General features: G+C 45.5%; 1 protein-coding gene and 1 pseudogene. Both read left to right on the top strand.

Translation table 11 applies throughout. The annotated features are described in order from the left end of the window. Positions 1 to 243, top strand: a pseudogene (gene rho / locus KIV40_RS27605) (transcription termination factor Rho); the annotation flags it as partial. 113 nt (positions 244 to 356) lie between these two features. Beyond that, a partial coding sequence (locus KIV40_RS27600) for a hypothetical protein (protein ID WP_285352395.1) occupies positions 357 to 1,202 on the top strand: 846 nt, incomplete at its 3' end.

Genomic DNA, 1,202 nt, shown 5'->3' with positions numbered 1-1,202 from the left:
AACATGGAAATCCACTTGAACCGTAAGATTGCTGAGAAACGTGTTTTCCCTGCAATCGACTTCAACCGCTCAGGTACTCGTCGTGAAGAGCTACTGACTAAGAACGATGAGCTGCAGAAGATGTGGATCCTACGTAAGATTGTTCACCCAATGGGCGAAATTGATGCAATGGAATTCCTGATCGACAAGCTAGCGATGACAAAAACCAATGATGAGTTCTTTGACGCAATGCGTCGTCAGTAATCTTGACTGATTATTGAGAATCAAGACTAAGCGCTGCCTAAGGGGAGCGCTTTTTATTTGCATTTTTGGTCGGCAGCTTGCAGAATAACCAAAAGTGTTACAAGGAAGTTAAAATGCAACATGGACTGTTGTCGTCATTACTCCTGTCTACTTCACTGTTATTCGCCCCTGTAGGTGCTTCGTATGCTACAGAGATGTCTCCTCAAACAGTCGAAACTTGGCTTGAGAATGACCAAGTAAATCAAAAGACCTCTGAATTGTTAGAGTTAGTGATGCGTGATGAAGTGAACTCACTGCGCTTTGCACTCGAACGCCTTACGTTTCCTCAGCAAGAGGTCGCACGCTATCAACTGCTCAAAAAGCTCGAGCAGCAAAAGATTGTGCTGACACCGAAAATGTCGATCTTCATCGAGCAGCAATTAGCGATCACGCCAACCTATCAAGTATTAGAGCGTGGTGATGGCTATGAATTTACGGTTCCAGCCTTTAATTATCCATCTATAGCGAATCGCCTGATTAAACAATTCCGCGCAGACCAAAATACCTTGGTGTTTGTGTTGAACGCTGAAAAGCATGATTTGGAATTGAAAGAGTGGTTATCTGGCCCCGAACATCAAGTTCAGACCCGTGAAGCACTGTTAATCCGCGAGCTGGATAGCCTTTCTCCTGAAGCGGTGGATTACCTAGCGAAACAGTTAACTGACTCGCCAATCGTGAGTTGGTTACCATCGACCGAAGTGGTCGTACGCTTGGCACAAGTCAGCGAAGAGAGTAAATCGCCATTTGCTCTTGAACAGGTCATGGCAGCGACTAAAAACCCGAGATTGAAAGAAGAAGCTATTACTCTGCTGACGAGAGTGAACCCGCTTTCACAAGAGGTGAAAGACTTTTTAGTTTCTCGTATGGCTATTGCCGATGACGCTCCATTGGTTGCTCGTGAGTTGGCCAAGCAAGGGCAC

It is taken from the genome of Vibrio sp. D173a, from assembly GCF_030248475.1.
This window is presented reverse-complemented; position numbering and strand designations above follow the sequence as displayed.